Here is a 25709-nt window from a genome sequence, read left to right as displayed (position 1 = left end):
GGGTCTCCTTGAGATGTTTGTATTTGAGATTAAAAAGGCGCTAAGCGCGCGGGCGCTTAGCGATGAGTAGATTAGCGTTTTAGATGATTAATGAGTGCTGTGGTGGAGGGGTCGTGCGCTTGCAAGTCGCCTTGGAGGCTTTTTTGCGTTTCTTGCGCGAGGATTTTCCCTAGTTCGACGCCCCATTGATCATAGGCGTTGACGTTATAGAGCATGCCTAGGACGCTGACTTTATGTTCGTAAAGGGCAATCAATGCGCCGAGGGTTTCGGGGGTGAGTGCGTCTAAGATGAGGGTGGTGCTTGGGCGGTTGCCTGCGCTGGTGCGTTCGTAACGTTTATCTTCTGGGAGGTCTTGTAGGTAGCTTTCATCGCGTCCTTTCATGAGCGCTTCACTTTGGGCTAGGCAGTGTCCGAGGACGAGTTGGTGGGCGCGTTCGTAGCCTTTGGGCGCTTGTTTGATGGCGATGAAATCAATGGGGATTTGGCGCTGTCCTTGATGGATGAGCTGGAAGAAGGCATGTTGTGATTCTGTGCCACTTCCGCCCCAAATAATGAGTCCGCTGGGTTTGTCTAGGGGTTTACCTTGACGATTGGCACGTTTGCCGAGGCTTTCCATGTCAAGTTGTTGTAGATATTGGGGGAAAGGATTTAGGGGGTGGGAGTAGGTGATGACGGCGCGATTGTTGACTGCAAAATAATGGTTATACCATGCATCTAGGAGGGCAAGTTGTACGGGGAGGTTGTCCATGAGGGCGGTTTGTTGGAAATGGGTGTCCATTTTATGCGCGCCATCTAGCAGGGCTTGGTAGGCGGGATAGCCGTTTTGTAGGACAAAGGGGAGGCTGATGGCTGACCAAAGGGAGAAGCGACCGCCGACCCAATCCCAAAAGGGGAGGATGCGTTGTGCTGCAATGCCAAATTGCTGGGCTTTATCAACGTTTGCGCTGATGGCAATCATTTGTGCATCGGCTTGTTGTCCGCCGTTTTGACGCAACCAGTCGCGCAGATAGTTGGCATTGACGAGGGTTTCTTCAGTGGAAAAGCTTTTTGAGGCAACGATGAGTAGGGTGGTTGCGGGGTTGAGCTGGCGGGTGAGGTGTTCGAGGTAGATGGGGTCTGGGCTGGCTAGGAAGTGAATGCGCACTTTGCCGTCGCTTTGATGTTCAAAGGCATGGCAGAGTAGGCGTGGCCCAAGTTCGGAACCGCCAATGCCGATGTGGATGACGTCGCTGATGGGTTGGTCGCTATAGCCACGCCATTGTCCGCTGTGGATTTGTTCACTAATTTGGCGCATGCGCTGGCGCACGTCGGCAATGCTGGCGCTGATGTTTTCTTCCCCAACATAGAAATCGGTGTCGGTGGGGGCGCGAAGGCGGTGGTGGAGAGCTGGGCGGTTTTCGCTGTGGTTGACGTTATCGCCTCGGGTGAGTGCGTCAATGCCTTGTTGGACTTGCGCCTGCTCTAGCCATTGTTGCCAAAGGGTTTTGGTTTTGGCGTTGAGGTGGTTTTTTGAAAGGTCGGCGTAGAGGGTGCCAACTTGAAAGCGCCATTGGTTGACGCGCTCTGGCTCTTGGGCGAAGAGTTCGCTTAGGGGGATGTTTTGTAGTTCTTGGCGGTGTTGATTGAGTTTTTCGTTGAGTGTGCTCATGGTTACTCTCCTTAGAATGTATTAAAGAAAACAGATTAACTAACAGAATTCGGTTGATGGTGTTCTAGGTTCATCATGCCTTGCGCTAGGGTGGCGAGGGTGGCGGTGGGCGCGGTGAGCGCTGGCGGGGTGTCTAGATGTTGTTGCCAATATTCGCAGTATAGGCGCAGGTCGGTGGTGTCGGCGTGAGTGGGGCGACTGGTAAGACGGCAGATAATGCGCGCTTGACGTCCGAAGATTAGTTGTAGTCCTTGGTCTTGGCTTTGTTGTTGGTTGGTGGGGTCGGTGTAGTTGAATTGCTGTGCGGCGGTGAGGGTTAGTCCGTTGAGGCGGTTGCCGATATTGGCATGGCTGTTGCGCTCAAAGGTGGTGAGCATGGTTTGTGCGTGCGATTTTGGGAGATTGATGAAATCAAAGCGCTTGTGATGATGTTTGCCATAACGTTGCCAGTGGTTTTGGAGGATTTGGTCGGCATTTTGGCGCTTTTGTGCTAGTAGGCTAAACCAGCATAAAAGCGCCCAAAGGCTGTTTTTTTCTTCGAGGGGATAACCGCTTAGGGAGAAATTTTCTTCACCGCATAGTTGGATAAGGTTGGTGCTAAGTAGTGGGAGGAAGTATTGCCAGCCTGTGGGGGTTTGGTAGCAGGTGAATTGATGTTGGGCGGCGACGATGTCGATGGCACGGCTGGTGGGCAGGCTTCTGGCAACGCCTGTGAGGCTGTGTAGTGGGGGAATGGCGCGATGATGGTCGGCAAGAATGGCGAGGCTGTCGCTGGGGGTGATGAGGGATTGTTTGCCACTCAATAAGTGGGTTTTGCCGTTGGCACTGATGGCGGCAAGTAGTGGAGCTTGGGCGGCTTGCGGATGGATTTTAAGTTGGTTTATGGCGCTAGGTAGGGGGGTGTTTGCCTTAATTGTGAAAAAGGATTGTTCGGGAAGGTTTAGGGTGTGGTGGAGGAAATGGCGCGTTTGGGCGCTAGAGTCGCTTGGCGCAAGGGCGATGAGAGGGGGGTGTTGGGCGAGGTATTCGCGTAGAGCGTCTAGATTGAATTGATGTTGGAAGGTGAGGTTGGACATAATATTTTTTGGGTTGGATAAAGGGCGCTTAATGTGTCTAGCATAGGCGCCCATATGGTAGGAAAATGCAAAATTTGGGATATTGCCGTAGATTTTTTGGGTTTAAGGGGTTTCTATGTTTTGCCTATCTTCGATGAGATTGTTTAAAGCATCGCTGTCGGCAAGGGTGGAGGTGTCGCCTAAATTATCTAGCTTGTTTGCGGCAATTTTACGCAGTAGGCGACGCATGATTTTCCCTGAACGAGTTTTGGGTAGGTTCGGCGCCCATTGGATAAGGTCGATGCCATAAATAGGCCCCATTTTTTGGCGCACGTAGCTAATGAGTTGCTTTTTGAGGTCGTCGCTAGGTTGGGTGTTGTTCATGAGGGTGATGTATGCATAGATACCTTGCCCTTTGGTATCGTGTGGGTAGCCAACGATGGCGGCTTCAGCAACGGCAGGGTGTTTAACTAGAGTACTTTCTATTTCAGCGGTGCTGAAGCGGTGTCCTGAGACATTTAAGATATCGTCCATGCGTCCTGTAATCCAGTAGTCGCCGTCTTGATCGCGTTTGGCGCCATCGCCTGTAAAATAGTAGCCTTTATACGGAGCTAGGTAGGTGTCGATGAAGCGCTGGTGATTTTGCCAGATACTACGTAGCATACCTGGCCAATCTTGTTTAATAACAAGGATGCCTTCACAGGCGCCTTGGCATTCGTTGCCGTCTGTATCTAGGATTGCAGGTTGTATACCTAAAAAGGGTTGGGTAGCACATCCTGGCTTTAAGGGGGTTGCGCCTGGCAGCGGGGTGAGGAGATGTCCGCCAGTTTCAGTTTGCCACCAAGTATCAACAACGCGACAACGCTCTTGTCCAACGTGATGATAGTACCAATGCCATGCCTCGGGATTGATGGGCTCTCCTACGCTGCCTAGGATGCGCAAGCTTTGACGGGAGGTGGTTTGCAAAGGCGCATTGCCTTGGCGCATGAGAGAGCGGATGGCGGTGGGTGCAGTATAGAAGAGGTTCACTTGGTGTTTGTCGATGACTTGCCAAAAACGACTATAGTCAGGGTAATCTGGTGTGCCGCCAAAAAGGACGCTGGTGGCGCCATTAGCAAGCGGACCATAGACACAGTAGCTGTGTCCTGTTATCCATCCGATATCAGCAGTGCACCAAAAGATATCGCCTTCATGATAGTCAAATGTGTAGTCAAATGTGGTGGCAGCGTAAAGAAGGTATCCTGCGCTGGTGTGTAAGACGCCTTTGGGTTTTCCTGTGGAGCCAGAAGTGTAGAGGATGAAAAGTGGATCTTCAGCTTGCATGGGTTCGCAAGGGCAATCATTGTTGGCTTTTTCCATAACATGGTGGTACCAAATATCGCGCTCGGAATTCCAATCAATAGGGGTTTTAGTTACTTCAATAACAATAACATGTTTAATGTATGAGGTATGTTGTAGTGCTTTATCAACATTGGCTTTAACTGGAGTGATTTTATTGCCCCGATATCCACCATCAGAGGTGATCATTACTTTCGCTTGGCAATCATCGATTCGATTTGCAAGCGCATCTGCAGAAAATCCACCAAAAACAACAGAATGGATTGCACCAATACGCGCGCAAGCGAGCATGGCAATAGCAGCTTCGGCAATCATAGGAAGGTAAATGCAGACTCGATCGCCTTTTTCGATGCCGTAAGCCTTGAGAACATTAGCAAGTTTGCAGACTTGTTCATGCAGTTGTTGGTAGGTGAGACTATAGGATTGGGTTGGGTCATTATGCTCAAAAATAAAAGCGACTTTATCGGCATGTTTTTTTAAGTGGCGGTCAATGCAATTGTAGGCAATGTTTAATTGCGCACCTTCAAACCAACGAATTTTTCCTTGGCTTAAATTACTGTTATGGACGGTATCCCAAGATTTGCTAAAGCTTAGGCGAGCTTTGGCTTGTTCCTCCCAAAATTGCTCAGGGTGTGTGATGGAGTATTGGTAGAGCTGTTGGTAGTCGTTCGCATCCAGATTGGCATGTTTGGCAACGGCATGGGGGACAGGGTAATAGTCGGTTGGTTCCAAGTGTTTCTCCTTCGCTGGATTGAGCGCCTTTTATGGAATTTTAAGTAGTATGCCATGATGCTGGGGATTATAAAAGGATGTGATGAACTTAGATGAACTTAGAGGACAATTTGTGGGTGTTTGGGGATGGTGTGAATTTGCCAATGGGCGATGGCATGGGTGAGGAGTTGGGCAGGGGTGAGGTGATGGGGGTTCTCAGGTAGGGGTTGTCCGAGGTGAGTGAGGGCGGCAGCTAGGGTTTGGCTTGGCTGGCTAAGGTCTATGGGGGTGCGTGGTTTTGTTTACTGAGTTTTTGTCTATCTGGGGTGAGGGCAAGGGGAAGATGGAGATATGTGGGGCGGGGGAGGTTTAGGAGGGTTTGGAGGTGGTTTTGCAAAACGGTTATGGCGAGGAGGTCTTGCCCGCGGACGATGTGGGTAATGTGTTGGAGGGCATCGTCAACGACTACGGCAAGGGCATAGGCAATGTCTCCATCGCGACGACGTAAAATAGGGTCGCCAAGGTCTTTTTGAAAGGTGAATTGTTGTGCGCCGAGTAGGCGGTCGTAAAAATGGGCGGTTTGGAAAGGCAGGCTGAGGCGGATGGCGCTGTTTTGTTGGGGAGGCGGTGTTTTTTGATTTTGACAGTGGCGAGGATAAATGGCGCCAAGCGCCCCCTGAGGCGCTGTTGGTTGCCAGTATTTACGACTACAAGTGCAATAATAAAGGTGCGGTTGGAGTTGGGTTAGGGCGTGGGCGTAATCATTGAGGTGTTGGCTTTGTAGGCGGATTTTACCATCCCAGTGCAGTTGGAGGGTTTCCAGTTGATGATAAATGGTGGTGATGGCTTGGCGTTGGCTGCGGTTGCGGTCAATGTCTTCAATGCGTAATAACCAGCGTCCTTTATGCGCTTTAGCGTCTAAATAACTCCCTAGAGCTGTAACTAATGAGCCAAAATGTAATGCTCCGCTCGGGGTGGGGGCAAAGCGCCCAATGTAGATAGGGGGATTTTTTCTAGGAAAGGGGTTTTTATGAATGTCTTGTGTAGTCAATGGGTTGTGTTTGTTTTTGTGAGGATTGATTGGTGGTTGTTGTGAGAATGATACTTGCCAAGTTTGGGCGTTAAATGGTAAAAGATTTATTCGCGAAAAGCGATTTATTTTAACCTAAATATAATGGAGGATTTACTTATGATTAAGGGGATGAAATTAACCGCGATGGCAGCAGCAATGGCTTGCTCAATGGGTGCATTTGCTCAAGCTGGGTTTGTTACCATCGGTACTGGTGGTCAAACTGGGGTTTATTATGTGGTTGGACAGTCGATTTGTAAGTTGGTCAATAGAGATAGTGAAACTTCTGGGATTAAATGTAATGCCCCTTCTACTGGGGGTTCAGTGGATAACTTAAATGCGCTGGCGGCAGGGGAGCGTCAGATGGGGATTGTACAATCTGATTCTCAGTTTAAAGCGTATAACGGGGAAGGTGAATTTGCTGGTAAGGCTAATGATAAATTGCGTGCGGTGTTTTCAGTTCACCCTGAGCCGTTTACTGTAATGGCGCGTGAAGATGCGGGTGTGAAAACTTTTGATGATTTAAAAGGTAAGCGTGTCAATATCGGTAACCCAGGTTCGGGAACGCGCACGACGATGGATACTTTGGTGGAGAAAAAAGGTTGGGGTGCAAATGCGTTTGCCGTGGCTTCTGAATTAAAACCTGCGGAGATGGCTTCTGCACTGTGTGATAATAATTTAGATGCTATTTCTTATACTGTTGGGCATCCTTCGGGTGCAATCAAAGAAGCAGCAGCTTCTTGTGCGGCGCATTTGGTGGATGTAACGGGTGATGAAGTTGACCAATTGGTTGCAGAAAGTCCGTATTTTGCACATGTTACGATTCCTGGCGGAATGTATGATGGCACGCCAAATGATGTGAATACTTTCGGGGTATACGCGACTTTAGTTACAAGCGCAGATGTGCCAGAAGAGACGGTTTATGAAATCACCAAAACGGTGTTTGAAAACTTCGACCGCTTTAAGCGTTTGCACCCAGCATTTGAAAACTTATCTGAAAAAGAGATGATTTCAAATGCATTATCAGCGCCTTTGCATGACGGTGCAGCACGTTATTATCGTGAAAAAGGCTGGTTAAACTAAGCTTTTTAAGATTAAAGGCGCAGGGATTTTTCTCTGCGCTTTGTTGTGTGCGTTGGTTATTAATACATAAAACAATCAAACCTCTTTTAGACTCTATCGAAGCGTTTCTAATAAGCAATTAAATATGCAAATTATAGGTTTTGGTTTGTATATAAAAGTAACGCTTTGGATAAAAATAAAAAAATTAAAAAACTATCCTTATTCATAACAACAACAAACGGAGTTTCAATGTCGAATATAGAACAATCTAATGCGCGCACTGGAGCGGCGTTGCCGAGTGAAGATTTACAAGATTTGGTCGCTTCTAATGATACGGGTGGGCGAAGCCCAACGGGTGCGACAAAAAAAGTGATTGTATGGACGGCGATTATTTGGTCAATTTTCCAGATTTATTACGCTTCGCCTTTGCCGTTTATGTTGCAAAATATGCTTAATAGTATGGGGATTCATAGTTTAAATGTGGTGGTTGACGATACGCGGGCGCGGTCGATTCATTTGTCTTTTGCAATTTTTTTGGCTTTTTTATCTTATCCTGCATTTAAGCATTCCCCTAAATACCGCGTGCCAGCTTTTGATTGGCTATTGGCGGTGGTGGGTGCTTTTTTGGCGTCTTATTATTTGTTTTTTTATGGTGAGATTGTAAAAAGAGTGGGAGCGCCTAATCTTCAAGATATCGTGGTAGGTTGTATGGGGATTGTGTTGCTTTTGGAGGCAACAAGACGCAGTTTGGGATTGCCTTTGGTGCTGATTGCATCAGTGTTTTTAATCTATAACTTTGTTGGACAGTATTTTCCAATGGACTGGATGGTTGCGCATCGTAGTGGCTCGATTAATCAAATTATTAATCAACAATGGATTACTACGGAAGGTGTGTTTGGAGTAGCGCTTGGTGTTTCAACAAAATATGTGTTTTTGTTTGTGTTATTTGGTGCGCTGCTCGATAAGGCAGGCGCGGGAAATTATTTTATTAAAACGGCATTTGCTTATTTGGGGCATTATCGTGGAGGGCCTGCTAAGGCGGCGGTAGTGGCGTCTGGATTAACAGGATTAATCTCTGGCTCTTCTATTGCTAATGTGGTAACGACGGGGACGTTTACTGTGCCGATGATGAAGCGGGTGGGGTTTAGTGCGGAGAAAGCAGGTGCCGTTGAGGTGGCGTCTTCAGTTAACGGACAGATTATGCCGCCAGTGATGGGGGCGGCGGCTTTTTTGATGATTGAATATGTCAATATGCCATACAATGAATTGATTAAACATGCTTTTTTACCCGCGGTTATTTCATATATTGCGCTGGTGTATATCGTGCATTTAGAGGCGTGTAAGCAAAATTTGGTAGGGCTTGAGCGCACGGATCCGCCTAATCCATTGTTGGTTTCTTTATTACGCGCGGTAGGGGCGTTTGTGGTGGTGGGGCTGATTTATTTTGCCGTGAAATATGGTTTGGGTTGGCTTAAGGTGGCGCTACCTGATGCGGCTTTTGTGATTGTGGCGTTGGGGCTGTTGGCGGTCTATGGGTTGCTAATTTATCGGGTGTCTCAGTTTGAAGATTTGAAAATGGATGATGCCAATGAAGAGATGGTGAAATTGCCATCGGTACGTCCAACGGTGAATGCAGGATTGCATTATTTATTGCCAGTAGTGGTGTTGATTTGGTGTTTGATGGTTGAGCGCATGTCGCCAGGGCTATCTGCTTTTTGGGGGACAATGGCGCTAATTTTTATCCAATTAACGCAACGTTCTTTATTAGCTTTTTTCCGTAAGCAGTCGGATGTGATTTCTGGTGTGCGCCTAGGATTTCAAGATTTGCTTGAAGGGCTAGAAATGGGTGCGCGTAATATGATTGGTATTGGCATTGCAACGGCAACGGCAGGCATTATTGTAGGCGTTGTGGCACTTACGGGTTTTGGTACTCAATTATCTAATATTATTGAGTTTATTTCTGGCGGGAATCTGTTGATTATGCTGGCGATGGTGGCGGTGTTTAGTTTGATTTTGGGGATGGGATTGCCAACAACAGCAAACTATATTGTGGTGTCGTCGTTAATGGCAGTGGTGATTGTTGAGGTTGGGCGGCAAAATGGTTTGGTTGTGCCGTTAATTGCGGTGCATTTGTTTGTATTTTATTTTGGAATTATGGCAGATGTTACACCACCAGTTGGATTGGCTTCTTTTGCCGCAGCGGCGGTATCAGGTGGTGATCCGATTAAAACTGGCTTAGTGGCATTTTTCTATAGTTTGCGTACAGCGTTATTGCCTTTCCTGTTTATTTTTAACACGGATTTATTGTTAATTGATGTGGGTTGGTTAAAAGGTATTTTGACGTTTGTGGTGGCGACCATTGCAATTTTGGCCTTTACTGCTGCAACCATGGGATGGTTTTTTGCTAAAAATAAATGGTGGGAGATGCCCATTTTATTATTAGCAACCTTTATGTTATTCCGCCCAGGATTTTTCATGGATTATGTCTCGCCAAGCACTCAAGAAGTCTTGCCGCGCCATTTTGTTGAAAAGATTGGACAAGCACCAGTTGGCGATGATTTTATGTTATTTGTACGCGGACTTAATCCTTATGGTAAGGAGATTACGTTTTATGCGCGTGTGCCAATTGCTGAAGGTACAAGTGGTCAAGAGCGGTTGGATAATATGGGAATGACGATTATTCAAACTGGCAATATGATTGAGTTTGAAGGGCGTCAGTTAGAGGAATGGCTCATTGACGATGTGGCGTTAGGTTCGGTGGCTGCTAATGCTGGATTGGATTGGGATCAAACCATTTTGAGTGCCTCTTTGCCTCGCCATGGGAATTGGGCAAAAGAATGGATGTTTATCCCGGGTTTGATGCTTTTGGCCGTAGTGGCATGGCGGCAAATTAGGCGTCGACGTTTGACAGATCATTTATCAGTGGAGAAAGCGTATGTTTCGTAAAATTATGATTGCAGTGGATGTTGAACATGAACAATTTTCAGAAAAAGCGGTGCAAGTGGCGCTGGAAATTGGTGGACAGACTGAGAATGTGGTCTATCAAATGATTGCGGTTATCCAACCTGTAGGCGCTGGATTTGTATCCTCTTTCTTGCCCAAAGACTATGATAAAAAAATAGCAGAGAAAGCTAAGGCTGCGCTAAAAAGCTTTACGAAAAAACATTTTCCTGAAGGCGTTCAGGTAAAGCATATTGTGGCAATGGGAACAATCTATGAGGAAATTAACCGCATTGCGCGTGAGCAAAATTCAGAGTTGGTTATTGTCGCTTCGAGTAAACCCAATACAAAAGGCTTGGGCCCAAATGCAGCGCGAGTGGCAAGATATTGCGACAAGCCAGTGTTGATTATTCGTTAAGCTGCGGCGTGGTTATGATGAGATGATTTTTTATTGGATGGGTTTGTCGTATTTGCTTTATTTCGTTATGAAATTTTGAGAATTAGGCAAAATTGATATAAAGTAGCGTCTTTATAAATATTAGTTGTTTTGATTTTGTTTTAACTGGTTAAGGAGTATTTGATGATTAAACGTAAAGTTTCACTGGCATTGGCTGTTGCTGTAGCGGTATCTGCGCAAGCGCAACAAAGTGAACAATCCACTGTAGAGCAGGCGGTTAACAATGCGTTGACGCTGAGCTTGCCACAGGCAAGAGGTGGTGAGTGTCAGGCTTTAGTTGTTGTGCCTGCACAATTTGAAAGACGCACTGAGCAAGTGGTGGTTAAAGAGGCTTCTCAAACTATTGAAATTATTCCTGCAGAATATGAGTGGGTGGAAGAAGAGGTAATGATTAAGCCTGCTGGGGTTGAATTGCGCGTGGTGCCAGCAACTTATAAAACTGTGCAGGAAGAAATTGAAGTAGAGCCTGCAAGTGTTGGTAAGGAAGTTATTCCACCTCAATATGTTGAGGTGGAAGATGAAGTGGTGGCGCGTCCTGCTTATTTATCTGGTACAAGCGAAGGCTCTAATCGCCAAATTCAATCGGTTAGTGAGGTTATGCGAATTGGAGAGGTGCCTGCAGAATATGAAACTGTAACTAAGCGCGTGGTGCAAGAGCAGGCTCAAGTGAGAGAAATGCCTATTGAAGCGGTTTATGTCACCATTGAAAAACAAGTTCTTGACCAAGAGGCGACGGTTGAAGAAGTGCCTGTTGAGGCGCAATATCAAACGGTGCGGGTGAAAAAATTGGTTAAAGAAGCTGAAGAGAGAATGATTGAAATTCCTGCTGAATATGCTGAGATTACGGTATATGAGAAAGTAGCAGATGCTCAAGCACGTTGGGAGCCTGTATTGTGTACGGCGAATATCAACAAAGCAACGATTGAACAATTACAGCAGGCGCTTAATCGCGAAGGTTATAATGTAGGCGCGGTTGATGGCGCACTTGGTCCATCCACTTTAACTGCGGTTGAAGCTTATCAGCGCGCTAATAATTTATCTGTAGGCGGTGTGACGTTTGAAACGTTGCGTGCTTTAGGCGTTCAATAATATATTGATTCAGCCGTTGTATTTAAAAAGGAAGGTTTGCGCCTTCCTTTTTTGTATTAAGTGATGGGGAAGGAGTGTTGAATAAATGAAATACGAACTTTTACAACAAGATGGGCAGGCGCGTCGTGGGAGAATTTCTTTTGCATCTGGTCAGGTGATTGAAACCCCTATTTTTATGCCAGTGGGGACGCTTGGCACAGTGAAGGGCGTATCCCCTGAGGAACTCAAAGCATTGGGGGCAGAAATTATTTTAGGCAATACTTTCCACTTAATGCTAAGACCAGGTGAGGATATCGTGGCAGCTCATGGCGGTTTGCATCAGTTTATGTATTGGGATAAGCCAATATTAACGGATTCTGGTGGTTTTCAGGTCTTTAGTTTGGCAAAAATCCGCAAAATTACTGAGGAGGGTGTGCATTTTCGTTCGCCAATTGATGGCAGTCGGGTGTTTCTAACACCTGAGCGTTCAATTGCGGTACAACATGCATTAAACAGCAATATTATTATGCAGTTTGATGAATGTACGCCTTATCCAGCAACTTTTGCGCAGGCGGCAAGTTCTATGCGGATGTCGTTGCGTTGGGCAAAGCGCTGTAAGGTGGCGCATGGTGAGCATCACAATCATTTGTTTGGTATTGTTCAAGGTGGGGTCTATCCACAGTTGCGTCAGGAATCAGCTCAGGCATTGGTTGAGTTGGATTTGCCAGGGTATGCGGTTGGTGGATTGGCAGTAGGGGAGAGTGCGCAGGAGCGGGAGGATACGTTAGAGCATACGTTACCGCATTTACCTAGCGATAAGCCACGTTATTTAATGGGAGTGGGAAAACCTCAAGATATTGTTGAGGCGGTTTGTCGTGGTATTGATATGTTTGATTGTGTGATGCCAACCCGCAATGCGCGCAATGGCTATTTATTTACCAAATATGGGGTGTTGAAGTTGCGCAATAGTCGTTTTAAAAATGATTTGCGTCCAATTGAAGAGGATTGTGATTGCTATACTTGTCAGCATTATTCGCGTGCTTATTTGCATCATTTAGATAAAACAAATGAAATGCTGGGGGCGCGTCTTAATAGCATTCATAACTTGCGCTATTATTTGCGTTTGGTGCATCAGTTGCGCGCAGCCATTGAGACAAAAACACTCCATGCATTTAAAAAGCAATTTTATGAGTGGCAGGCGCAAGGTGTGGATTAGTTGCATAGATACCACAAAATTACTCATTAGGGCGTAGTTTTTGCTATACTCGCGCCCTTTGGATGTTTGGATAATTTAGGAGAGGTTATGTTATTCATTGAACAAGCTTATGCTCAAGCAGCCCCAGGTCAAGCAAGCGCAGGTGGTGGGATGTTGCAGTTGGTGATGATGGTGGGAATTTTTGCCATTATGTGGTTTTTTATGATTGCGCCTCAGCGTAAGCGTATGAAAGAGCATAAGGCGATGGTTGCTGCGTTAAAAAAAGGTGATGAGGTCATCACTGGAGGCGGTTTGATGGGGCGTGTGGTAGCACTAGATGAATACGCTATTGATTTGGAAATTGCGCGCAATACGGTGGTACGTTTGCAACGTCAGTTTGTTACCCAAGTATTACCAAAAGGAAGCTTAAAAGGCAATCTAGGCGAACAAGTAGCGGCTAATGATGTTACGCGAGATGAATAGATTTGCCGTGTAAAGAGTATGACGCGCCGCTGAGTTGCGTTGTTGTTTGTTCAATATGGCATCAGCTAGGCTGGTGCTTTTTTAAGTTTAGGAAGAAGTGGTTATGTCTAAGCCCTTTGCTAGTTGGAAATATATGGTGATTGCTGTGTTGATGGTGGTGGGGCTTTTATTAGCTTTGCCCAATTGGTATGGCAAAAGTCCAGCGGTACAAATGCAGTTTGCTGACGCGCAAGCAGCGCAGGCAGCATTGCCAAAGGTGGAGCAATTATTAAAAGAGCATGATGCGGATTATCGCAAAATTGCTGTATCTGAGCGCAGTGTGGAGATTTTATTTGCACAAACTCAAGCTCAGCTAGAGAGTAAGGATTGGCTAGCAGAGGCTTTTCCTGATACGACGGTTGCTATTAATTTGCTGTCCAATACCCCTGATTGGATGCAATCTTTTGGATTATCCCCAATGAATTTAGGTTTGGATTTGCGCGGTGGTGTGTCATTTTTATTGCAAGTCGATAGTAATGAATTATTTCAACGTCGCAGTGAAAATCTAGCTGATTTGGTGGTTTCTACTTTAAAAGATCATGATTTGAGCTATCAGTCTATTGAGCATGCCGATCAAGGAGGGGCGGTAGTCTATTTTGATACTGCTGCAGCGCGTGATTTGGCGCTTAATGAATTGTTTCGCGTATTGCCTAATGATATACAGCGCATTAATGTCAGCGATGGTGAGCAAGAAGGGGTGCGCCTTGTCCCAACCGAAGAGGGTATTGCCGCGGCAAAAGACGCGCAGCCGAGCAAAATCGGATACGCATGGCTGGACGTGTTGATAGCTTAGGCGTAGCAGAGCCATCCATTCAAGTTGTAGGCGATGATAGGATTTTAGTGCAATTGCCTGGGATTCAAGATACAGCGCGTGCTAAAGAATTGTTAGGCTCAACGGCAACACTTGAGTTTTATATTGTCGATGAAACAGCCGATGTGATGCAGGCAGCGCGGAGTCGTCGCGCACCTTTTGGCAGTAAATTAGCCTACTTTGAAGATGGAACTCCAATTGTATTAAAGCGTCGCGTGGTGATGAGTGGAGAACATATTGTCGATGCTAGCGCAGGTTTTGGACAACACAGCTCACAACCGCAGGTCAATGTAGTGTTGGATTCAGCAGGTGGCGCGCAAATGGCGCAGATTACGCGTGAGAATTTGCAAAAACCGATGGCGACCATGTATGTTGAATATTTGCCTGTAACACGTAAAGATGCCAATGGTGAGCTTGTTACCGAGGTGGAGAAAAGAGAAACAGTAGTCAATTCAGCCACCATTCAGGGTCAGTTTAGCTCTAATTTTCAAATTACGGGTGTAGCGCCTATGTCGCGTGCGCAGAGTTTGGCTTCTACTTTGCGCGCAGGGTCGTTGGTTGCCCCTGTCTATATTATTGAAGAGCGCACCATTGGCCCAAGTGCTGGGAAACAAAATATTGAGCAAGGTTTAAATGCCTCAATATTGGGATTGATGTTGGTGGCGATATTTATGCTGTTGTATTACCGCAAGTTGGGATTTTTTGCTGATATTGCTTTGGCAGGGAATGTCGTTTTGTTGGTGGGTTTGATGTCGCTATTAGGCGCAACGCTTACCTTACCCGGTATAGCAGGATTATTCTAACGCTTGGAATGGCGGTAGATGCTAACGTTTTGATTTATGAGCGTATCCGTGAAGAATTACAACAAAGTTCCGATGTGAAACAGGCGGTAAGAGCAGGTTTTGATAATGCTTTGTCGACAATTGTAGATGCTAATATTACGACTTTGATTGTCGCGATATTATTATTTAGCTTTGGCGCAGGCCCGATTAAAGGATTTGCGGTAACCTTATCTGTGGGCATCATTACATCGATGTTTACCGCCATTTATGTAACTAGGGCGCTAATTGAATTCTTTTTATTGCGCAAAAAACAAGCAAAATTAAATATGTGAGAATGAACAATGAAATTTAACTTACCCTATGTGCGGTTCATGAATTATGGGCAGAAAGGCTTGTGGTTTTCTTTGGCTTTGACGCTTGTCTGTTTGGTTTTAATCTTCGTTCGTGGGTTTAATTTTGGTTTGGAATTTACAGGCGGTGCAACCGTTGAGGTGAAATATCCTCAGGCGGTGAGTATTGCTGAGATTCGACAGAAAATTAGAGAAGTGCATCCCAATGCAACAGTGATTCAATATGGCTCTTCGCAAGACATACAAGTGCGATTTTCAGAGCTGGAAGGGCGTGATACCAATATGTTAATGCAAGATATTATCGCCACTTTGCAATCGGTAGATGAAAATGTAGTGGTTTCTGGACAGTCTAAAATTGGTGGACAATACAAAGAAGAACTTATTGAAAAAGGTATTACCGCTTTGGTGCTAGCAACTGTAGGAATGATTATTTATTTAGGTATTCGATTTGAATGGAAATTTGCTATTGGCGCGGTATTGGCGCAATTGCATGATGTGATTGTAACAGCAGGTGTTTTTTCATTGATGCAATGGCCGTTTGATTTAACGGTATTAGCAGCGCTTCTAGCAGTTTTGGGATATTCAGTTAATGATACGGTGGTAGTCTATGATCGCATTCGTGAGAACTTCTTGAAAATGCCAGCACAAGCGCCTAAAGATATTATTGATATTGCTATTAATCAAACCTTAGCGCGTACCATCGTTACAGGTTTAACAACCTTGCTTGCGGTGCTTGCGTTATTGTTTTTTGGTGGGGAAACGTTATTTGGGTTTGCTGCGGCGATGATTTTTGGCGTAATATTTGGAACATATTCTTCTATTTTAGTTGCGAGCGCTTTAGTAGCACGTCTAGGTGTTAAACATGAGGATTTAATTCCCAAACCCAAAGAAGAAATTGACGATATGCCCTAATTTATAAAGTGATATTACGAGTGCAATGGTTATATAATGCGTTTTAATTATGGGCATTTAGCGCTTCTTGTAACGGCGGTGTTGTTTGGGTTGGCATTTATCTTTCAGCGTCATGGCGCGCAGTTTGTTAATCCCTTATGGTTTACTGCATGGCGTTTTCTATTTGCAGCGGTAACGCTTTCTTTTATCTGGCTTGCACAGCATTACATGTATCCATTAGCTCATTATGGGCGCTGGGGCTTTTATGGCGCGGTGAGTGGGATTTTAATGTTTGGCGGTATGATTGCCCAGCAGTGGGGATTGGGTTATACCACCGCAGGAAAATCAGGTTTTTTGACTGGTCTGTATGTGATTTTAATTCCCATAATATTGGCACTATTTGGGCAAAAAATGTCGCGCCATACTATAGCGGCGGTGGGATTTTCCTGTATAGGATTATGGTGCTTTATAGGGGTATCTGCTGATAATATGCTCTTGGTGTGGAATATTGGCGATTATTTAACTTTATTTGGCACCTTTTTTTGGTCTTTGCAGGTTATCTGGATGGGTATAGCCGTTAGACATGCCAATGTGTTGGCATTTTCAGTGGTGCAACTGTGGACTGTTGCTTTGTTAGCAATAATTGGCGTGGGTGTGGTTGAAGGGATTGAGGCGCTTATAGATTGGTCTGCGCTGAAAATTACTTTTTGGGATATTGCCTATACAGGCTTGGGTTCATCAGCACTGGCATTTTTCTTGCAAGCCGTAGGACAACGCAAAGTCAGTGCAAGTGCTGCAGCGATTTTATTATCTATGGAAGCGGTATTTGCATTGGGATTTGGTTGGTGGTTACTAGATGAACAGATAACGCCTTTAATGTTAAGCGGTTGTGCGATGATGTTTATTGCTATGCTCATCGCACAATTTGAACCGTCGGTTTCTTAGTTTGGTTTATTGGCTCTGTGCATCTTCTCTTAGAGCATAAATGCCTGATAAATGGCGCAAATAGCCATGATAGTCCATGCCACAGCCATAAATATAGCGGTCTGCTACCTCAGTGCCAACAAAATCCACATCAAAATTATCTATTTTGCGTTGATGCCTTTTATTTAGCAGTACGCAAGTTTTAAGGCTAGCGGGTTTTTGTAGGCTCAACTCATCTACAATAGTTTTTAAAGTAATGCCTTCGTCAAAAATATCATCAATCAGTAAAACATGTTCTCCAGAGAGTGAGGCCTGTGGGCGTTTGCACCACTGTAAATCATTGGTGCCTTGGTTGTTGCGATAGCGGGTAGCGTGAATATAATCCATACGATGAAAAAAACTAAGTTTACTAATTAAATGTCCCGCTGGGATTAGGCCGCCGTTCATCACGACAATGACTAAAGGATTTAATTGTGCATAATGCAAATTAAGTTGCGCGGCTAAGCGCTCATAAGCAGCGTTGACCTGCTCACTAGTAATTAAACATTCGGAGTTTTTAAGTACATTCTCTAGCGTTTGATTATCAAGATTGCTCATAGTATTGCCTTGTTATTTAAAAATTAATATTAGATGCTTAATAAGTAAGTGTAACCACATTGGCATTCATAATTTCCCCTACAATATAACCACCACTAACGACCTCACTCACTTCAGCAATAAGATTGTCGCCCCATTTTTGTACTACAAATTTACTTGCTTTGATGACCACGCCACTTTGATAAGCTTCTTTGATTAAATCATAAATCGTTTCATCAGTTTTGCGAGCTGTAGGGATTTTTTCTGCTACTTTGCGAATCGCCAGCTCGCCAGCGCTTCCTGCGAAAATAATTTCGACCTGATAATCCATAGATGCGGCAATGGTTGCGTGATAAATCGGCTCAAGAATTTCGGTACTATTTTGCGGATTTGCATTTAAAATCATGATAACGAGTTTTTCAGCCATAGCGATTCCTAAAATTGGCGCGTTTTAATAAAAAGTGCGATTATACAACACTTGCATAAGTGGCGATAAAAGTGCACAAATAATTCGGCTATTAAACGTTATGTTAAGATATCTTTTTTTAAGATAAAATTTAGGACGAAATCATGGAAATTTTTTGCCAAAAATTACAGCGTATGGGAGAACAACTACCGCGTAAGCCAATTGCTGGTGAGCTGGGTGAGCGTATTTATCAACAGATTAGCCAAGAGGCTTGGCAGTTATGGTTAGCGCAACAAACAATGCTACTAAATGAATATCGTCTATCATCTTTTGAACCAGAAACACAAAAGTTTTTAAGAGAGAAAATGCAAGAATTCTTATTTAATGATGCAAAAGTAAGTCCTGCAGAGTACCAGCCAAAATAAGCTTAAGTGAGAAAATTATTAATAGTTTTAGGCGCATAACGGATGTGCCTAAAACTTAAAATGTATTATTTATTTAATAACAGCATTATTTTTGTTAAGCGCGGCATCTACAGACCAAATGCCACCACCAGCAACAGCTAGATGTAAGAAAATAAATGCATAGAGTGTTGCAGGTTCACCGCCATTTGCAAGTGGGAATAAAGAAAGATACATCATAAAATAACCAACAGCCATCATCCCTGAGGAAAGAAATGCAGCGACACGAGCAAATAATCCGATAATAAGCAAAAATCCTAACACTAATTCTAAGATGGTGCAGCACCAATCATAGAGAAGTAAGAGTCAAAAAAATTAGTATTATCAATTGGGAAAGCAAATGCTTTAGCTGTGCCATGAAGGAAAAAAGAATAACCAGTTACAATACGCACAATTGATAGAACTCTGCTTTGCAATGTTGGAGATACGTTTAACATTTTAAATACCTTTTTAAAAATAGAGAGTGGCAATTACATAGAATATATACTGTCTGCTCAATGTGTCTGCTCAATGGTTTTTATTGCGTTTATGAGTTTTTGTTATTATTGTTGTGAAGAGAATAAAGATAAGAAAAGGTATAAAAATTAAGCAAAAATTTATCCATTCCACTAAGATTAAATTTGGCTCATATTGTTTGAAGCGATGGGCAAGCTGTTTTTGTCAAAAAATTTATGCGTGAATAGCTTTCGTGCTATCGCGCTGATTTTGATATTTTTGTAAATTTTAAATATTTGTATTTTCTTAATTTTTTTTGATAGGAATGTATTTTTTGTATTTTTATGAAAAATAATGTTGACGGCATGGATGAAATACAGTTTAATAGCCGCCTTTCACGGCCAAGTAGCTCAGTCGGTAGAGCAGCGGATTGAAAATCCGCGTGTCGGTGGTTCGATTCCGCCCTTGGCCACCACTCATTTTAACTAGATATTTTAAGAGGTACGGCTATGGCCAGAGTTTGCCAAGTGACTGGTAAAAAGCCAATGGTAGGTAACACCGTTTCCCATGCACAAAACAAAACAAGAAGACGTTTTTTGCCTAATATTCAAGAGCATCGTTTTTGGGTTGAAAGTGAAAATCGTTTTGTAAAATTAAAAGTATCTGCAAATGGCATGCGCATTATTGATAAAAAAGGTATTGATGCCGTTTTATCTGAAATTCGTGCGCGTGGCGAGAAAGTTTAAGGAGTTTAGCGATGGCTAAAAAAAATGCGCGTGAGAAAATCCGTTTGGTTTCTTCAGAAGGAAATGGACATTTTTATACCACGACTAAAAATAAGCGTAATATGCCTGAAAAAATGGAAATCAAAAAATTTGATCCAGTTGCGCGTAAGCATGTAATTTATAAAGAAGCTAAAATCAAATAATATTGAAGCAGCGTCAACAATTTGGCGCTGCTTTTGTTTTAGAAACGGGAAATTTTTAATATTTAAGGTGGTTAAATTATTTTCTGTGATTATTTGGTTATGCAAAACCCGCATTATGCGGGTTTTTTTGCGCATATGGAATTTATAATATAAGTCACTAGAAAATTGATGTTGCATAGATGGTTTGATGTGGCGCTAAATATTGTGCGAGATGTAAAGTATTATGCAGAAGATTTTTGCTATAAAAATGCGCTAAGGAGTTGTGGTACTTATAAAGTGTTGCGCACAGGATTTGTTGTGTAAATGTGAGGTGCGGGCTTAGGCGCTTGGTGGGGGAGTGTGATGGAAATTTTAGACTGAGTGAATATCCTGCTTGAGTTTTGAGTTTTGAGTAAGATTAGATTTTTGCAGTAGTTTGATGAAATGGTGAGAGTGTGTTTAGTCAAAGATTGAAAAATGGATATTAAATATGTTAAGCAATATGTGTAATGTTATTTAAAAATGAAGCGTTTTAAGGCTATGTTTAGAGTAAATATCAATGATGCCGTTGTTGTCTGCTAAAAATGTGGGATATCGCGCTTGGGGTAGGCGTATTTTGGCGCATTGTGATTTGGCGCTGTATGCTAATGAGGTGGCGGCGTTGGTTGGTAGTAATGGGGCTGGAAAAACGACGTTGATGTCTTTATTGGCGGGGCTTAAGTTGGCGCAGGTGGGGACGATTGATTATCATTTTGAGCGTAAGTCTCAGTGGTTAGGATTTTTACCAGATAAAGCGCCGTTGTATCCGTCTATGCGGGTGGGGGAGTTTTTGCGTTATTGTGCTCAGGTTCGTGGGGTGAGGGAGGTGTCGCAGGCGGTTGATTTTGTGGTGGCGCGTTGTCAATTGCAGGCGGTGTTGGGTTTGCGTTGTCAGGCGTTATCACATGGTTATCGTCAACGGGTGGGTTTGGCGCAGGCGTGGATTCATGCGCCACAGATTTTGTTATTAGATGAGCCGACAAATGGTTTGGATGATGGGCAAAAACAGGCGTTGCGTCCGCTTTTGGCGGAAATGGCGCATTCAGCGAGTGTGTTGATGATTTCGCATGATTATGAGGAAATTATTGCAACGGCAAATCGGGTGTATGTTATGCAAGATGGACGTTGTGAGGAATTATTGTTGCCGCCTCGGGAGGGGTTGTGGTGGTTGAGTTTTAAGGAGGTGCCAGCTTCTTTTGTCTTGGAGAAGGTTGTTGATGAGGGGCGTTTTATTGCGGTTTCGGCACAGCGTTATTCATTAGCTAGGCTTTATGAGATTTTAGCCAAGAGAGGGGAGGAGGTTTTGGTGGGGGGGCGCTATCCAGTGGCGGCTTTGCAGGAGAGGATTGCTAATGTGGGCTAAGGAATGGCGAATGCTGATGCTACCTGTGGGGGTTTGGGCGATGGCGTTGGCGTGGTTTGTGTTGGCGCTATTCTTATTGAATTATTTTATAGAATATCAGGCGATTGCGGTTAAGTTGTCTGGGTTGAGTAATCAACGGGGGGCGACGCAGTTGTTGTTAGTGCAGGCGAATCAATTGGTGTTGTATTGGTTGGTTTTATGGAGTTTGTTTTTTGGGGCACGGAGTTTTTCGCTAGAGCGTCAGTGGCATTGTGATTTTTTGTATGTGGGTTCTAGGCGTTTGTTGTGGCAGATTTTGGGGTTTAAAATTGCGACGCTTTTGGGGTCGATGTTGTTGTTGACGTTGCCATTTTGGGTGTTTTTTTTTGTGGCTTTGGGATGCGACGCAGTGGCAGGGGGCGCTGGTGTGGGGGGATTGTGTTGGCGCAGGTGCTGATAATAGGTTATGCGGGGTTGTTGAGTTTGTTGGTGTCGGTGTTATGTGTGCAGGCGTTGACGGCGTCGCTGGTGTTGGCGCTGATTTGGCTGTTTTTGTGGGTGGCGCCAACGTTGATTTCTCAGCCACAAGCGTGGGTGGCGATGTTGCAATGGCTTTCGCCTTTTGAGCATGTTCAGTTGTTAATGCAAGGGGTGGTGCATAGTCAGACGTTGATGTTTGTGCTGGTGCATTGGTTGATTTTTATGACATTATTGCCTATTTATTGGGTAAAGGATTAGAGTTTTGTTGCTAAATTTTATTTATGAATATGGGTTGTTTTTGGCAAAAGCGCTGACGTTTGTGCTGGCGTTTGCTTTGTTGCTGGGATTGATTATGGCATTAAAGCGTTCGCGTCATTTAGACGATGAGGAGGGGCAATTAAAAATTACGTCATTAAATGAATATTATGAGGGGCAAAGAGAGCAAATTTATCAGCAAACTTTAAATAAAAAGGCTTTGAAGACCTATCAAAAAGAGCAAAAGAAAAAGGAGAAGGAGGCGGAGGCTCAAGAGGATAAGGCAGAGCGTCATCGGTTGTTTGTGCTAGATTTTGATGGCGATGTGCAGGCGAGTGCGGTAGAGGATTTGCGGGTGTTTATTTCGGCGATTATTGAATTTGCTCAGGCTGGCGATGAGGTGTTGTTGCGTCTTGAGAGTGGCGGGGGATTTGTGCATGCCTATGGTTTGGCTGCTTCGCAATTATCGCGTTTGCGATCGCATAATATTCGTTTGGTGGTGGCGGTGGATAAGGTGGCGGCAAGCGGGGGTTATATGATGGCGTGTATGGCTGATGAGTTGCATGCGGCGCCGTTTGCTATTATTGGCTCGATTGGGGTGATTGGGGCATTGCCTAATTTTCATGAGTTGTTGAAAAAAAATGCCATTGAGTATGAGGAGCATACTGCTGGTAAATATAAACGCAGTTTGACGATGTTTGGCGAAAATACACAGGAAGACCGTGAGCAGTTTCGGCGTGAGTTGCTTATTACGCATGAGTTGTTTAAGGCGCATATTGCAAAGGTGCGCCCTCATTTGGATGTGGAAGCGGTGGCAACGGGTGAGACGTGGTATGGGGTACAGGCGGTTGAAAAGGGGTTGATTGATGCGGTGGGAATGAGTGATGATTTTATTTTAAATCGTTTGCAGACGCATCAGGTGCTGTTGTTGGAGCAGGCGGTAGAGGAGTCATTTTTGGATAAAATCAAAGATAGATTTTTAGGTAAGGCGCGCTTGTCATCGCTGTTTAAAACGTTTATTCAATAATCACCGGGGAAATTATGACGATTCAATCTTTAAAACCACAATCACTTTGGCGGTATTTTCACGCATTAACGCAAATTCCACGTCCTTCTTTTGAGGAGGAGGCGGTGCGCGCTTATGTCTTGGCGCAGGCGCAAGAATTAGGCTTGCAGGCTGAGCAAGATGAGGTGGGTAATATTTTGGTAAAAAAACCAGCTACGGCAGGATATGAGCAGGCAGTTGGGGTAATTTTGCAGGCGCACTTGGATATGGTGGCGCAAAAAAATAATGACACAGTGCATGATTTTTCTAAAGATCCAATTAAAACGCGTATTGAAGAAGGCTGGGTTTATGCTACTGGAACAACGCTAGGCGCTGATAATGGTATTGGTGTGGCAGCAATTTTGGCGGTGTTAGCAGATACTTCATTGACACATGGCCCGCTAGAGGCGCTATTTACCGCCACGGAAGAAACGGGCATGGTAGGGGCTAAAGGGTTGCGTGCAAATTGGCTCTCTGGTGATGTGTTGTTGAATTTGGATGCTGAGGAAGAAGGCGAGTTGTATATTGGTTGTGCAGGCGGGGTGGATGGAAGTTTTGCTTTGACGCTTCAAGCGCAATCAGCGCCCAAGGCGCAGGCGTATCGTTTAACGGTGAAGGGGTTGCGTGGCGGACATTCGGGCATGGATATTGGCAAAATGCGTGGTAATGCGAATAAATTATTAGCCTTATTGCTAGATGCGCTTTTACAACAACAGCCATTGAATCTGCATTCTTTTCAAGGTGGAAGTTTGCGCAATGCAATCCCGCGAGAGGCGCAAGCAGTATTTGCTAGCGCGCTTGATTATGCCCAAATTGAGCAACAATTAGCACAAACGCATCAAGCATTATTGCGCACTTTAGCGCTAGAAGACCGAGGATTGATTTACATCTTAGAAACACTTGAACCGCAGGCGGTGCAGGGAGATTGGGTGAGCGCAGAGGATAGCGCTAAAGTATTGGCACTTATTGATGCGTTGCCACATGGTGTAGAGGCGATGGATGCAGAGATTAGCGGACAAGTTGCTACCTCAGTCAATTTAGCACAGGTGCAGATGGAACCGACCGCTTTGTCTATTCATACGTTGTTGCGCTCAGCCGATGATAAGGCGCGAGATAGATTGGCACGGCGTATGGCGCAAATTGTAACCTTAGCAGGTGGATTAAGTGAATTTAGTGAAGAATATTCTGGTTGGTTGCCAGAGCCTAAGGCGCGAATTAATGAAATTATGCAACAAACGGGTGAAGCGCAGTTTGGTAAGCGTCCAACTTTATCCAGCATTCATGCAGGATTAGAATGCGGTATTTTGGCGAATAATTATCCACATTGGCAGATGATTTCTTTTGGCCCAACCATTGAAATGCCTCATTCTCCTGAGGAACGCGTGGAAATTGCATCAGTTGAGCGATTTTATCAGTGGCTATGCACAAGTTTGCAAGTATTGGCAAAAGAACCGCGGACTTAAGTGCTGAGGATAGGTGCGCGCTATTGAGAAATCATGCGCTAGGGGATTGCTGTTTTATTCCTCATTTGCACAATCCCTTAATTTAGCGCGCCTCATTGCTCATCTATAATATTTGATTTGGGGGATGTCTCACGCATAAACAATAAGATTAGGGCGCTTTTATTTTTGATAAATTTACGTCCATTGTGCTCACAACGCTGGAGGATTTTTCGTTATCAAGAATAACCATATTTGTAGCGGGGTTTGCAGGGTAAATTATTTCCCTATGCTGACATCATTTGGCGATAGCGGTATAGCAAAAGCGGTGATTTAATTCTAAATTCTTTATTCTCTAATTATTTACTAGGAATTTACTAGGAGCAAAGGTCAGATAATTTTGTGGATTAAAAAAGGAGCATTAAGCTCCTTTTATATTTAGCGTTGTCAGTAGGGCGTTAGCGCTTGACTAACCATAGACCAAGTGCGCACAGGACCTGAATCAACATGAATAAAGTTTGAGCCACGATAAACGCCAACCCCACCGCCACTGAGTGTGAGCGCCATAGCTTTTAAATCGCGTGCGTTAAATCCCGAAATGGAAATATCTGCTGCTTTGGCTTTGAGATGATAGCTTTGCTTGGCGACATTGTTGGAATGATTCGCTAGCATGGCATTGGTTTTTGGGGTGCGATACCCGCTGTGGAGGTTGATGGTGCGATTTTGTCCAACATTGGCTTGCATATAGTGCAAGATGTTTAATAAATCGATGTCAACCGTGCGGGTTTCGTTTTCTCTAAAATCACGAAAAAACCAACTGATTTGCTCCATAACAGGCTGGATATAGCCATAATCAGGTGTCCAAAATACGGTGCGGATGTTTTCACCTGTATGGGGATTACTCATGCGGATAATGCGCTCACGAGAGACGGCGGCTGTCGCCCATTGTGCGGGTAGTAATAATCCAGCGGTGCCAATGGCTGCTCTTTTTATAAAGGTTCGTCGATGATGTTTGCTGCAGCAGGGGCAATCGTGTTGGTGTTCAAAATCATTTAAGCTGACGGGTGTATGTTTGTGGTGGGTCATAGTAATACGGTTATGTTATGTTTGAATTTAAAATAAAAAAGCGTTCTTTAACAATTAAAGACGCAGGAAGTCACACTATAATGAATTTGAGAGGTTTTCGCAAGAAAAAAGAGCGGTTAACTTTTATTTTGTCTTTTAAAAACAATGCAATATAAAATTTATCGGGCATAAATTTCAGGCACAAAAAAACGACCGATAAGTCGTTGTTTTGATAGATGTGGTGGCTACGCCTGATTCGAACAGGGGACCCCATCATTATGAGTGATGTGCTCTAACCAGCTGAGCTACGTAGCCACAACAGGCGGCGCATTATGGCGATTTTTATTGAGTGTGTCAATATTTTTGCGCAATTGAGGTGTTTTGCCTGTTTTAAATACAAAAGTGCGTTATTTTAGGCGATGGGCTAGAATGACG

The 25709-nt window shown here is 44.3% G+C and carries 26 protein-coding genes, 2 tRNA genes and 1 pseudogene; 19 read left to right on the top strand and 10 right to left on the bottom strand.

The features are described from left to right. Positions 1 to 71 precede the first annotated feature (71 nt). The 4 genes from pgi to gluQRS all read right to left on the bottom strand — a co-directional run bounded on the left by pgi (position 72) and on the right by gluQRS (position 5804). On the bottom strand, positions 72 to 1649 hold the full coding sequence (pgi, locus tag A5N84_RS05545) for a glucose-6-phosphate isomerase (RefSeq protein WP_072281576.1): 1578 nt from the start codon (positions 1647 to 1649) through the stop codon (positions 72 to 74). 35 nt (positions 1650 to 1684) lie between these two features. Then, positions 1685 to 2725 carry a phosphohexomutase domain-containing protein gene (locus A5N84_RS05540; protein ID WP_158008653.1) on the bottom strand — a complete coding sequence of 347 codons (1041 nt, stop codon included), beginning with the start codon at positions 2723 to 2725 and terminating at the stop codon, positions 1685 to 1687. A gap of 102 nt (positions 2726 to 2827) precedes the next feature. Beyond that, positions 2828 to 4774, bottom strand: coding sequence for an acetate--CoA ligase (gene acs, locus A5N84_RS05535; RefSeq protein ID WP_072281574.1), 1947 nt, complete (start codon positions 4772 to 4774; stop codon positions 2828 to 2830). Positions 4775 to 5033: 259 nt separating this feature from the next. Then, positions 5034 to 5804 (bottom strand): tRNA glutamyl-Q(34) synthetase GluQRS, encoded by a 771-nt coding sequence (gene gluQRS / locus A5N84_RS05530; protein ID WP_198923819.1) that lies wholly within the window; start codon positions 5802 to 5804, stop codon positions 5034 to 5036. Between the two features lie 138 nt (positions 5805 to 5942). Between gluQRS and A5N84_RS05525 the strand changes: the two genes are divergently transcribed. The 10 genes and pseudogenes from A5N84_RS05525 to A5N84_RS05485 all read left to right on the top strand — a co-directional run bounded on the left by A5N84_RS05525 (position 5943) and on the right by A5N84_RS05485 (position 16845). Continuing rightward, positions 5943 to 6905: a TAXI family TRAP transporter solute-binding subunit gene (locus tag A5N84_RS05525; protein ID WP_072281750.1), complete on the top strand. Its 963-nt coding sequence runs from the start codon at positions 5943 to 5945 to the stop codon at positions 6903 to 6905. 228 nt (positions 6906 to 7133) lie between these two features. Then, complete coding sequence (locus A5N84_RS05520) at positions 7134 to 9830, top strand: TRAP transporter permease (protein WP_072281573.1); 2697 nt, start codon at positions 7134 to 7136, stop codon at positions 9828 to 9830. Continuing rightward, complete coding sequence (locus A5N84_RS05515) at positions 9820 to 10242, top strand: universal stress protein (RefSeq protein ID WP_072281572.1); 423 nt, start codon at positions 9820 to 9822, stop codon at positions 10240 to 10242. Before A5N84_RS05520 ends, A5N84_RS05515 begins: the two co-directional genes overlap by 11 nt. Before the next feature lie 162 nt (positions 10243 to 10404). Further along, entirely contained in the window at positions 10405 to 11370 is a 966-nt protein-coding gene (locus tag A5N84_RS05510) for a peptidoglycan-binding domain-containing protein (protein ID WP_072281571.1), read from the top strand. 85 nt (positions 11371 to 11455) lie between these two features. Beyond that, complete coding sequence (gene tgt / locus A5N84_RS05505; RefSeq protein ID WP_072281570.1) at positions 11456 to 12565, top strand: tRNA guanosine(34) transglycosylase Tgt; 1110 nt, start codon at positions 11456 to 11458, stop codon at positions 12563 to 12565. A gap of 87 nt (positions 12566 to 12652) precedes the next feature. Continuing rightward, the gene (gene yajC / locus A5N84_RS05500; protein WP_072281569.1) at positions 12653 to 13027 is read left to right on the top strand and encodes a preprotein translocase subunit YajC; all 375 of its coding nucleotides are present in this window, start codon (positions 12653 to 12655) and stop codon (positions 13025 to 13027) included. A 103-nt stretch (positions 13028 to 13130) separates the two neighbouring features. Further along, positions 13131 to 13859, top strand: coding sequence for a preprotein translocase subunit SecD family protein (locus A5N84_RS11780; RefSeq protein WP_233119978.1), 729 nt, complete (start codon positions 13131 to 13133; stop codon positions 13857 to 13859). Continuing rightward, positions 13835 to 14991 (top strand): annotated as a pseudogene (gene secD / locus A5N84_RS11775) (protein translocase subunit SecD). The gene A5N84_RS11780 and the pseudogene secD overlap by 25 nt, the downstream one beginning before the upstream one ends. Positions 14992 to 15030: 39 nt before the next feature. Further along, positions 15031 to 15921 (top strand): protein translocase subunit SecF, encoded by an 891-nt coding sequence (secF, locus tag A5N84_RS05490; protein WP_233119975.1) that lies wholly within the window; start codon positions 15031 to 15033, stop codon positions 15919 to 15921. Positions 15922 to 15957: 36 nt separating this feature from the next. Then, positions 15958 to 16845 (top strand): DMT family transporter, encoded by an 888-nt coding sequence (locus A5N84_RS05485; protein WP_078055592.1) that lies wholly within the window; start codon positions 15958 to 15960, stop codon positions 16843 to 16845. 6 nt (positions 16846 to 16851) lie between these two features. Here the strand turns inward: A5N84_RS05485 and A5N84_RS05480 are convergent, their stop codons facing one another. Further along, positions 16852 to 17421, bottom strand: coding sequence for a hypoxanthine-guanine phosphoribosyltransferase (locus A5N84_RS05480; RefSeq protein ID WP_072281566.1), 570 nt, complete (start codon positions 17419 to 17421; stop codon positions 16852 to 16854). A 37-nt stretch (positions 17422 to 17458) separates the two neighbouring features. After that, a complete protein-coding gene (locus A5N84_RS05475) occupies positions 17459 to 17827 on the bottom strand; it encodes a peroxiredoxin (protein ID WP_072281565.1) in 369 nt (122 codons plus the stop codon). 143 nt (positions 17828 to 17970) lie between these two features. On the opposite strand from A5N84_RS05475, the gene A5N84_RS05470 reads away from it, so the two are divergent. Beyond that, complete coding sequence (locus A5N84_RS05470) at positions 17971 to 18231, top strand: oxidative damage protection protein (protein ID WP_072281564.1); 261 nt, start codon at positions 17971 to 17973, stop codon at positions 18229 to 18231. A gap of 69 nt (positions 18232 to 18300) precedes the next feature. On the opposite strand, the gene A5N84_RS11765 is transcribed toward A5N84_RS05470, so the two are convergent. Together A5N84_RS11765 and A5N84_RS11760 are read right to left on the bottom strand one after the other, a co-directional pair. Beyond that, on the bottom strand, positions 18301 to 18519 hold the full coding sequence (locus A5N84_RS11765; RefSeq protein ID WP_233119974.1) for a DoxX family protein: 219 nt from the start codon (positions 18517 to 18519) through the stop codon (positions 18301 to 18303). 17 nt (positions 18520 to 18536) lie between these two features. Next, positions 18537 to 18704: a hypothetical protein gene (locus A5N84_RS11760; RefSeq protein WP_233119973.1), complete on the bottom strand. Its 168-nt coding sequence runs from the start codon at positions 18702 to 18704 to the stop codon at positions 18537 to 18539. 397 nt (positions 18705 to 19101) lie between these two features. Here A5N84_RS11760 and A5N84_RS05460 point away from each other — a divergent pair. From A5N84_RS05460 to A5N84_RS05425, 8 genes are all read left to right on the top strand, one after another. After that, a tRNA-Phe gene (locus A5N84_RS05460) sits at positions 19102 to 19177 on the top strand. A gap of 34 nt (positions 19178 to 19211) precedes the next feature. After that, a complete protein-coding gene (gene rpmB / locus A5N84_RS05455; RefSeq protein ID WP_072281563.1) occupies positions 19212 to 19448 on the top strand; it encodes a 50S ribosomal protein L28 in 237 nt (78 codons plus the stop codon). An 11-nt stretch (positions 19449 to 19459) separates the two neighbouring features. Beyond that, positions 19460 to 19630, top strand: a complete 171-nt coding sequence (gene rpmG, locus A5N84_RS05450; protein ID WP_072281562.1) for a 50S ribosomal protein L33 — start codon at positions 19460 to 19462, stop codon at positions 19628 to 19630. Positions 19631 to 20168: 538 nt separating this feature from the next. Beyond that, complete coding sequence (locus A5N84_RS05445) at positions 20169 to 21011, top strand: ATP-binding cassette domain-containing protein (protein WP_072281561.1); 843 nt, start codon at positions 20169 to 20171, stop codon at positions 21009 to 21011. Beyond that, positions 21001 to 21447: a hypothetical protein gene (locus tag A5N84_RS05440; protein ID WP_143324845.1), complete on the top strand. Its 447-nt coding sequence runs from the start codon at positions 21001 to 21003 to the stop codon at positions 21445 to 21447. The genes A5N84_RS05445 and A5N84_RS05440 overlap by 11 nt, the downstream gene beginning before the upstream one ends. Continuing rightward, positions 21429 to 21728 carry a hypothetical protein gene (locus A5N84_RS05435; RefSeq protein WP_072281559.1) on the top strand — a complete coding sequence of 100 codons (300 nt, stop codon included), beginning with the start codon at positions 21429 to 21431 and terminating at the stop codon, positions 21726 to 21728. The genes A5N84_RS05440 and A5N84_RS05435 overlap by 19 nt, the downstream gene beginning before the upstream one ends. Before the next feature lie 4 nt (positions 21729 to 21732). Next, positions 21733 to 22752 carry a protease SohB gene (sohB, locus tag A5N84_RS05430; RefSeq protein WP_233119972.1) on the top strand — a complete coding sequence of 340 codons (1020 nt, stop codon included), beginning with the start codon at positions 21733 to 21735 and terminating at the stop codon, positions 22750 to 22752. A 14-nt stretch (positions 22753 to 22766) separates the two neighbouring features. Next, on the top strand, positions 22767 to 24233 hold the full coding sequence (locus tag A5N84_RS05425) for an aminoacyl-histidine dipeptidase (protein WP_072281558.1): 1467 nt from the start codon (positions 22767 to 22769) through the stop codon (positions 24231 to 24233). A gap of 423 nt (positions 24234 to 24656) precedes the next feature. Here A5N84_RS05425 and A5N84_RS05420 read toward each other — a convergent pair whose 3' ends face one another. Further along, entirely contained in the window at positions 24657 to 25295 is a 639-nt protein-coding gene (locus A5N84_RS05420) for a YcbK family protein (protein ID WP_072281557.1), read from the bottom strand. A gap of 218 nt (positions 25296 to 25513) precedes the next feature. Further along, positions 25514 to 25589: transfer RNA gene (locus tag A5N84_RS05410), tRNA-Met, on the bottom strand. Positions 25590 to 25709 lie beyond the last annotated feature (120 nt).

It is taken from the genome of Rappaport israeli (genome assembly GCF_001888055.1).
GTDB classification, from domain to species: Bacteria; Pseudomonadota; Gammaproteobacteria; order Cardiobacteriales; family Cardiobacteriaceae; genus Rappaport; species Rappaport israeli.
This window is presented reverse-complemented; position numbering and strand designations above follow the sequence as displayed.

Coding starts and splice junctions, on each gene's coding strand:
- pgi (WP_072281576.1), bottom strand. CDS start 1,649: ATGAGCACACTCAACGAAAAACTCAATCAACACCGCCAAGAACTACAA.
- A5N84_RS05540 (WP_158008653.1), bottom strand. CDS start 2,725: ATGTCCAACCTCACCTTCCAACATCAATTCAATCTAGACGCTCTACGC.
- A5N84_RS05525 (WP_072281750.1), top strand. CDS start 5,943: ATGATTAAGGGGATGAAATTAACCGCGATGGCAGCAGCAATGGCTTGC.
- A5N84_RS05520 (WP_072281573.1), top strand. CDS start 7,134: ATGTCGAATATAGAACAATCTAATGCGCGCACTGGAGCGGCGTTGCCG.
- A5N84_RS05515 (WP_072281572.1), top strand. CDS start 9,820: ATGTTTCGTAAAATTATGATTGCAGTGGATGTTGAACATGAACAATTT.
- A5N84_RS05510 (WP_072281571.1), top strand. CDS start 10,405: ATGATTAAACGTAAAGTTTCACTGGCATTGGCTGTTGCTGTAGCGGTA.
- tgt (WP_072281570.1), top strand. CDS start 11,456: ATGAAATACGAACTTTTACAACAAGATGGGCAGGCGCGTCGTGGGAGA.
- yajC (WP_072281569.1), top strand. CDS start 12,653: ATGTTATTCATTGAACAAGCTTATGCTCAAGCAGCCCCAGGTCAAGCA.
- A5N84_RS11780 (WP_233119978.1), top strand. CDS start 13,131: ATGTCTAAGCCCTTTGCTAGTTGGAAATATATGGTGATTGCTGTGTTG.
- secF (WP_233119975.1), top strand. CDS start 15,031: ATGAATTATGGGCAGAAAGGCTTGTGGTTTTCTTTGGCTTTGACGCTT.
- A5N84_RS05485 (WP_078055592.1), top strand. CDS start 15,958: ATGCGTTTTAATTATGGGCATTTAGCGCTTCTTGTAACGGCGGTGTTG.
- A5N84_RS05480 (WP_072281566.1), bottom strand. CDS start 17,421: ATGAGCAATCTTGATAATCAAACGCTAGAGAATGTACTTAAAAACTCC.
- A5N84_RS05475 (WP_072281565.1), bottom strand. CDS start 17,827: ATGGCTGAAAAACTCGTTATCATGATTTTAAATGCAAATCCGCAAAAT.
- A5N84_RS05470 (WP_072281564.1), top strand. CDS start 17,971: ATGGAAATTTTTTGCCAAAAATTACAGCGTATGGGAGAACAACTACCG.
- A5N84_RS11760 (WP_233119973.1), bottom strand. CDS start 18,704: ATGTTAAACGTATCTCCAACATTGCAAAGCAGAGTTCTATCAATTGTG.
- rpmB (WP_072281563.1), top strand. CDS start 19,212: ATGGCCAGAGTTTGCCAAGTGACTGGTAAAAAGCCAATGGTAGGTAAC.
- rpmG (WP_072281562.1), top strand. CDS start 19,460: ATGGCTAAAAAAAATGCGCGTGAGAAAATCCGTTTGGTTTCTTCAGAA.
- A5N84_RS05445 (WP_072281561.1), top strand. CDS start 20,169: ATGATGCCGTTGTTGTCTGCTAAAAATGTGGGATATCGCGCTTGGGGT.
- A5N84_RS05440 (WP_143324845.1), top strand. CDS start 21,001: ATGTGGGCTAAGGAATGGCGAATGCTGATGCTACCTGTGGGGGTTTGG.
- A5N84_RS05425 (WP_072281558.1), top strand. CDS start 22,767: ATGACGATTCAATCTTTAAAACCACAATCACTTTGGCGGTATTTTCAC.
- A5N84_RS05420 (WP_072281557.1), bottom strand. CDS start 25,295: ATGACCCACCACAAACATACACCCGTCAGCTTAAATGATTTTGAACAC.